Origin of the sequence: Bartonella taylorii 8TBB (assembly GCF_902825155.1) — a bacterium.
Lineage (GTDB): Bacteria > Pseudomonadota > Alphaproteobacteria > Rhizobiales > Rhizobiaceae > Bartonella > Bartonella taylorii_A.
In genome coordinates this window covers 500,380-508,614 of sequence record NZ_CADEAG010000001.1, presented here as the reverse complement: position 1 = coordinate 508,614, position 8,235 = coordinate 500,380, and the positions used below count along the sequence as shown (strand labels likewise).

Here is an 8,235-nt window from a genome sequence, read left to right as displayed (position 1 = left end):
GCACTGACAGACAATAGCAAGAAAAAAATGAACTCTCTTATAGTAAGAGATCATTATGGATTCTAGTGTGCTATTTTTCCAACAAATATAATTCTATAAAAATTTAGTCTTTATGCTTGGCTAAATAATTCGCTAAGCTCTATCGGATCATGTTTTAGCTAAAAAGACTTTGCCCTTACATAAATAAACAAAAGAAAAACAAAACTAAAATAGATATTATAAGCTTTACCATAAGCAACATTAATAATCTTACTTTGTTGACCATCATGGCTAATATCATATACTCCTTTATCCTTATTCCATTTTAATAGAAGTTATTTCAAGTTTTGCATCTGAAAAGCTTTCGCCCTTGTCAATAAGACTAGGGCGAAGGCTTTGTTAAATATTAGTTTTTTGTATTATTTTATTTTCAGAGTTATTGCGCCACCTACTCCCCAATGCCCCCCAGCACTCGTTGCCGATAGATTAGAGCGGATTTTTCCATTTTCAGACGTATAACCAGCACCAAGAGCAAATGCGGATTGTCCACGCCATGCACCGCTACCAAATGAGACACTCAAAGATCCTGGGTCGTCGAAATAACGTAGGTTGGAGACGGCTAGACCAATGGCTGCTGCTTGTCTTGCCTCTTTGCGTATATCTTTAATGTCATAACTTAAAACATTAAACTTCATATCTGTATATTGGTTAGCCCGATCAACGGCATCATCAATAGCATTGATAACGATATTCACACGTTGATCTGTGTAGTGCTTTGTTTCATCAAGAATGATCTTCATCTGTTCTTGGGTATAATCATGGAGCTGACCACCATTTACAGCTTCTTTCGAACCTTGTTCAATACGACCAGCCGCAACATTATCAATTATAACAGGTTCGCTTTCATTCCCACCTTTTAGAGTGATCTTATTGGTCTTTTTACCATCAGCATCTTTATCATAGTTAACTGCGCCATCAGAAAGATTATTAACCGTGTTTTCAATATTATCAACTCTGTTTTCAATATGGAAAACCGTTTCACCCATATCCGTAACCGTAGTGGAAATATTGTCGACTCTGTTGGTAAGATGCTTAACATCTTTTTCAACACCCGTAACACGTTCGTTGGTCTGCCAAAGCTGTCCGCCATTGACTGCATCTTTTGAACCTTCTGCAATTTTACCATCTGCTACATTGATAATCTTACTTGGTTGACCATCATGGCTAGCGTCATAGGCTTTTTTCTGCTCATTCCAATTTAAACCATTGGACGAAACATTGTTTTCAACATTTTGAATACGGTTGTTTATCTTGGACATACTCTCACTTACGCCGTCAAAAGCATTGGCAACGTCACGATAGGTCTTTTTCTCACCAGAACTACCGTCATTATTGAATTGTGCTATCTTGAAAGTAGGAGCGGTCCATTTTCCATTATTATAGCCAGCGCCACCACCAAAATACGCAGCAAGCTGATTACTCATCAAATAAAGTTGCGAACCATTTACAGCATCCGTTGAGTTAGCAGAAATATCTCCATTGGCAAGAAACTTAATTTTGCTTTTCGTTCTTCCCTCTCCATGCTGTGCTACAAATGCCTGTTCATCACCGTTCCACAACAAGGCATCCCCTTTGACTTCTTTTGAAATATCATTGATTTGTTGTGTAAAATTATTGACCACATTCGTTAAATGATCATTCACGTGCTTCACATTTGCATCAAGACCACTCAAAGCGTCACCAACATTTTCAAAGGTTTCCTGAACTACCTCACCATTCGCAGAAACTGTAGATAAATTATACTGTAGTCCTACAAAAGCACCATCGACAAATTCGGCATCACCACCAAAGTAGTTTGCAATATCTTGGGATATTTTTTCAATCTGGCTACCATTAATTGCATCATGCGAATTTTCAGCAATTTTGCCATCTTTGACATTGAGGAGTGCAACGGGGCCTTGACTCTTATTGCCGCCCAAAGATACACTGTTATAATTGACAGTACCATTTGTATTTTTATCGTAGAGAACTGCAGCAGCTGTTGTGAGATTAATATCCTTAGAAACCTTCTCTATACTTTTATCAAGCTGTTCTTTGTTAACAGCTTCATTGTTCGCAACAGCTGCCTTCACACCAGAAATGATCCGATCTTCACCTAATTTGTTCGCAACATTGATTTTAGTTCCACCTGTTGCCTTACCAATAGTGATAGCGCCTTCATTTTCCTCTTGCTTGACAAGGCTGTTTTTTGTCGCATTAGTGATTTGATTTTGGATATCCGTGATAGAATTATTGACAGAACTAAAAGCAGAACCAACATCGTTATGTTCAGTGTCCTGAATCTTATAGGTTGGTGCTTTATTAGCAGCCACATCTGCACCACCGCCCAAATAACTTGATATATTCTTATTTGCCGCATTAAAAGCCGTAACTAAATTAACGACTGTCTGATTGGTCTCAAAGAGCTGCGAACCATTTACAGCATCCGTTGAGTTAGCAGAAATATCTCCATTGGCAAGAAACTTAATTTTGCTATTGGTTTTTTCCTCTCCATGCTGTGCTACAAATGCCTGCTCATCATTACTCCACAACAGAGAATCTTTAGAGACACCCTCAATTTTCTGAGTAAACTCATTGGCTACATGTGTTAAGCGGCTATTCACATTGTTGATATTATCATCAAGCCCTGTCAAAGCGTCACCAACATTATTATGATCCTTAGTTACTGCTGCACCATCTTCAGAAATGTGCGATAAATGATAGTGCGGACCAAACAAGATACCGTCATGAAATTTCGCATCACCACCAAAAATGCCTGCTACATCTCGGGATATTTTATTAATCTGGCTGCCATTAATTGCATCATTCGACCCTTCTGCAATTGTACCAGCTTGTACATTATGGAGAGCAACTGGTGCCCTAGTCTTATCACCACCCAAAGTCACACTATTATAATTAATGGTGCCATCTGCATTTTTATCATAGAGAACTGCAAAATTATTTGCTTCTTTAATGACCTTAATACTGTCCGTGATATCTGCAATTTCACCATCAAGTTGTTTTTTATTAACTGCTTCATCATCCTTAACTGCTTCTTTTACACCAGAAATTGTACGAGCATCACCTGATTTATTTACAATATTAATCTCTGTGCCTTCTATTTCCTTACCGATGGTGATACGATTTGTCTCTTTTTCTCGCTTAACAAGGCTATTGCTTTTTATGGTGTCAACAACATCTGCAATTTGACCATCAAGCTGTTCTTTATTAACAGCGTCGTTATTGTTTACTGCAGCCCTCACACCGGAAATTGTCCTATCTTCACCCGATTTGTTTGCAACATTGATTTCAGAACCACCTGTTGCCATACCAATGGTGATAGTACCTTCTTCTCCACCATCTTGCTTAACAAAACTATTTCCGACTATTTGATTTTTTATCTCTTGTAGCTGCGCAAAATTTACTGCATCATCAGGTTCTTCTCCGGCTACTACTCCTGTAATCTGTTTCTTGCCAGCATCAATACCATCCACAGTTATTTTAGCCCCACCAGTAAACAGAAAGCCATCACTACTCATAGAGGCATTCCCTGCAGTGACACTTGCCACTGTAATATTATCTGCTAGATCAAATTTTACATTATTGTCTTCCGCACCTTTTGTAATCTTAAGGTTATCACTTACAGCTGACAAATCCACCGTGCTCTTTATACCAATGGCTTTAGCATTTTCACCCCCAACAGATAGTGTCCAACCTTGGTCTACGTATGATTGTAACGTTTTTAGCTGTGCAACATTAACGGCATCATGCAATTCAGTACCAGCTGCCACTCCTACAATCTGGCGCGTTTTCTCTGATTTAGCATCACCAACACTCACTGCACCTTGCGTACTTTTCCATGCAAAGTTGTCAGACTGTGAAGGACCTTTAATGTAAGGATCATAACCGATAGCGCCAGCAGCAACATCAGCCACAGAATCGCTTCCAATCGCAACACCTGAATCTACATCCACTTTTGAATAAGTACCAAAAGCTACAGATTTCACACTGTCCGCCTTAGCACGATGTCCAATAGCAATTGATTCTTCGCCCTTCGCTATTGTACGTCCCTCAGGGGGGATCGGGTCATCAGCCCATCTACCTTCACCACCTATTGCGATACTTTTTTTACCTACAGCGTACGCCAAATGACCTACAGCAACAGTATATTTATTATCCACCTGCGCACCATAACCAACAGCAACCGAATCTGGAGCATTGACTTTTATTTTGGCACCAAGAGCAACAACATCGCTCCCTACGTGGATTTTTGAGTCTTTTTGTATATCATTACCAAATATGACATTAGTAACCTCTGCGTCACGTTGCATTCCCGTACCGCGCTGCATTCTAGCCATGACGTCATTGCGCAAAGGATTCAATGCATCAATGGTCGCTGTATTCTCACCATTCTGTGCACTGATGATCAATTTTTTATATTGCCCGCCTGTATCTAATGTTCTTTCCAATGAGTTTTTGCCATCTGCCCTCAAGACATTCACAATAGGATCATCATTACTTATACCAGAAAGGGTTTTGGTTAAAAAATTTGCATAGTCATCAAAAGCGTCAACTTTTGGCATCATTGCCACATTCAATGCTGTTAAATAATTTTCCTTATCACCATCATAGTAATCATACGCAGAGATAATGCTTTGCGGATAAATCACGGCAGCATTCTTCACATTTTCAAGAGGTGCTTTTGTTAAATCGAGATTTGCTGAACAAACAGGAGTAGCATTCGATAAAAACAAGGCCACCGCAGTTCCTAACGAAGCCACTTTAAACAATGATGATCGGTGATGCGAACGAGAAAAACTCAAATCACGCACATTTTGTGTAGTATATAATTTTTTCATAATACCCCCCTCATAATAACAGATCAAAAACACAAAAAAGGTATGCTCCAGAGCTTTCTTATTTCCCTTGCATGTTCCTGCTTTTGCAACGTGTTTTAGGACATAAATAAAATTAAGATATAAGCTGTTATTGCTACAGCGCCTTTAAAAGGTAATTAGAAGCCGGTTTGTGAAAGTCAATTTAAGGAAGGTAAAAAAACACTTAATATTAGAATGGATTTCGTTTTCTATCAAAGGTTGTGTGTCGTTTTTAGTTTTGACCTCTTTGAAAAAGGTATAATTTTTGTGTCTATTGATCATCCGTTTAGGCATCAATTTATTTTTCGTGGATAGTTTTTTCATTTCGTTAGGGGATTTATGAAAGCTTTTTGCTAAAATGCCCCTGCTTTAATGAAGCAGGGGCAAGGAGCATATTTAAGAAAAGCTTTTTGCTATCAGTTCAGTGTTAAATTAAGCCCAAGACCTACACCCCAATGACCACCAGAACTCGTTGCAGAGAGGTTGGAGCGGATTTTTCCATCCTCAGAAGAATAACCAGCACCTAAAGCAAATGCAGATTGTCCGCGCCATAAGCCGCTACCAAATGCAACGCTTAGCTTTCCAGGTGTATCATTGTAGCGTAAGTTAGACACCGCTAAACCAATAGCCGCTGCTTGTTTTGCTTCTTTACGCACATTTTCTATGCTGTAATTTAAAGCCTCAAACTTCATATTGGTGTAGTTGTTAGCACGTTCAACAGCTTCATCAATAGCATCAATCCTGATATTATTTATCCGTTGATCTGTGTAGTGCTTCGATTCATCGAGAACAATTTTCATCTGTTCTTGGGTATATTCATGGAGCTGACCACCATTTACAGCTTCTTTCGAGCCTGTTCCAATTTTACCATCAGCTACATTATCGATCGTAACAGGTTCACTTTCGTTACCACCTATTAAAGTGACTTTATTGACTTTTTTACCATTTGCATCTCTATCATAGAGAACAACCCCATCAACAAGATCGTTAACTTTATTATCGATGTTATCAACTTTTATATCAATATTGTGAACTGTCTCACCAATATTGGTAACCGTAGTTGAGATATTGTCAACTCTGTTTTCGATATGTTTAATATCTTTCTCAACACCTGTGATACGTTCGTTGGTCTTCCAAAGCTGTCCACCATTGACTGCATCTTTTGAATCTTCTGCAATTGTACCATCTGCTACATTGATAATCTTACTTGGTTGACCATCATGGCTAGCATCATAGGCTCCTTTAGCTTTATTCCAGTGTAGAACATCTGAATCAATGTTGTTTTTGATCTCATCAATACGATTATTTATGTTTAGCATCCCGCTATTAACACCACCAAAAGCATCCGCAACATTATGATGCGTCTTTTCACTAATAGTGCCATCCGCATTGACTTGAGAAATCACAAAATTAGGTGCTGTCCATTTGCCATTCTCATATTTAGCACCACCACCGAAATAAGCAGCAAGTTGATTGCTCATGAAATAAAGCTGGCTACCATTGATCGCGTCTGTTGATTCCTCATGAATTTCACCATCCAAAAGATACTTAAGCTTGCTTTTTGTCTTTTCTCCATCTTTTTCGTGAAGTGCAACAAATGCCTGTTCATCTTCACTCCAAAGCAAAGCATCTTTAGAGATACCTTCAATCTTCTGATTAAACTCATTGGATACATTTGTTAGACGACTATTCACATTTTTGACATTCGCATCAAGTCCTGTCAATGCTGAACCAACATCAGTATATTCGTTCTGTTTTACTGTACCATCTGCAGAAACTATAGATAAGTTATATCTTGGACCTACAAAGACGCCATTCTCGAACGATGTTTTACCACCAAAATAACGAGCAATGTCTGTACCCATATAAAAAAGCTGGGAACCATTTATTGCATCAGCTGAATCTATAGCAATTCTTCCAACTGCAACACCATTAATATTCCGTGCATGGCCTTCACTATTTCTAACACTAATTCTTGTACCATCTTTTTCGGCACCAATGGTGATAAGTTTGTATCCTTCGTCCCATTTAACAAGGCTATTTTCTGTCACATTGTTAATCTGACTGTAAATATCCGTGATAGAAGTGTTGACACCTTCAAAAGCATCAGCGACATTATGGTGTTCCTTCTTAACAATGGTACCATCCGCGTCACGCTGAGAAACCTTGAAAGTAGGAGCGTGCCATTTGCCTTTCTCATACTTAGCACCACCACCAAAATAATCAGCAATATCAAGAAACCCAACAGTTATTCTATGATCAACTGCAAAGACATTTTTATTAACTACATCTAAAGCTTTACCAACATCAGTATAATTCTCTGTACTTACTGTATCATCTTCTGCAATAGTCGTTAACTCATATGTTGGTCCTGTAAAGACACCATTCTCGAATGAAGCATTACCACCAAAGTGTTTTGCAATCCTGCTACCCATAGAATAAAGCTGAGAACCATTTATAGCATCTGTTGATTCTTCATTAACGTCACCATCCAAAATGTGAGTAATCCTATAATCTATTTGCTTTCCATCTTTTTCGTGAAGTGCAACAAATGCCTGTTCATCTTCACTCCAAAGCAAAGCATCTTTAGAGATACCTTCAATCTTCTGATTAAACTCATTGGATACATTTGTTAGACGACTATTCACATTTTTGACATTCGCATCAAGTCCTGTCAATGCTGAACCAACATCAGTATATTCGTTCTGTTTTACTGTACCATCTGCAGAAACTATAGATAAGTTATATCTTGGTCCTACAAAGGCGCCATCCCGAAATGCTGCGTTGCCACCAAAGAATTTTGCAATATCTCCAGATATCTTATTAATCTGACTACCATTTATTGCTTCTTTTGAATCTTCTGAAATCGTTCCATTTTTTATACCCGCAATGGTCCGCTCTCCCTCAGTACCTGTGATATCAATTTTCGTACCACCTTTTTGGGCACCAATAGTGATAAGCTTCTTTCCTTCGTCCCATTTAACAAGACTATTTCCTGCCATTTCATCTTTGATTTCGTTCAATTGTGCAAAATTTACTGCATCGGTATCTTCAGTTCCAGCTTTCACTTTTGTGATCTTTTTATCGCCAGCATCAATACCATTAACAGTTAGGCTTGGCCCATTACCATCAGTAAACATAAAGCCATTATCACTTATAATGCTTTTGCCTGTTGTGACAGACGTTACATTAATATCATCATTTAAAGAAAATGTGATTTTATTACTATTGTCTTTTGCAATTTTAATATTTTTGCTTCCATTCCCACTCGCACCCGCAACAAGATCTACTGTACTTCCAGCTTGAACGTCTGTAGCGTTGTTACCATCAACAGAAAGCT

2 protein-coding genes are annotated in these 8,235 nt (G+C 38.4%); both read right to left on the bottom strand.

The annotated features are described in order from the left end of the window. Positions 1-398 precede the first annotated feature (398 nt). A complete protein-coding gene (locus J7R13_RS09820) occupies positions 399-4,877 on the bottom strand; it encodes a Vomp family autotransporter (protein WP_281432486.1) in 4,479 nt (1,492 codons plus the stop codon). A gap of 434 nt (positions 4,878-5,311) precedes the next feature. Next, positions 5,312-8,235: Vomp family autotransporter (locus tag J7R13_RS02205; RefSeq protein ID WP_246786254.1), on the bottom strand; the 2,924-nt coding region annotated here is incomplete at its 5' end.

Coding starts and splice junctions, on each gene's coding strand:
- J7R13_RS09820 (WP_281432486.1), bottom strand. CDS start 4,877: ATGAAAAAATTATATACTACACAAAATGTGCGTGATTTGAGTTTTTCT.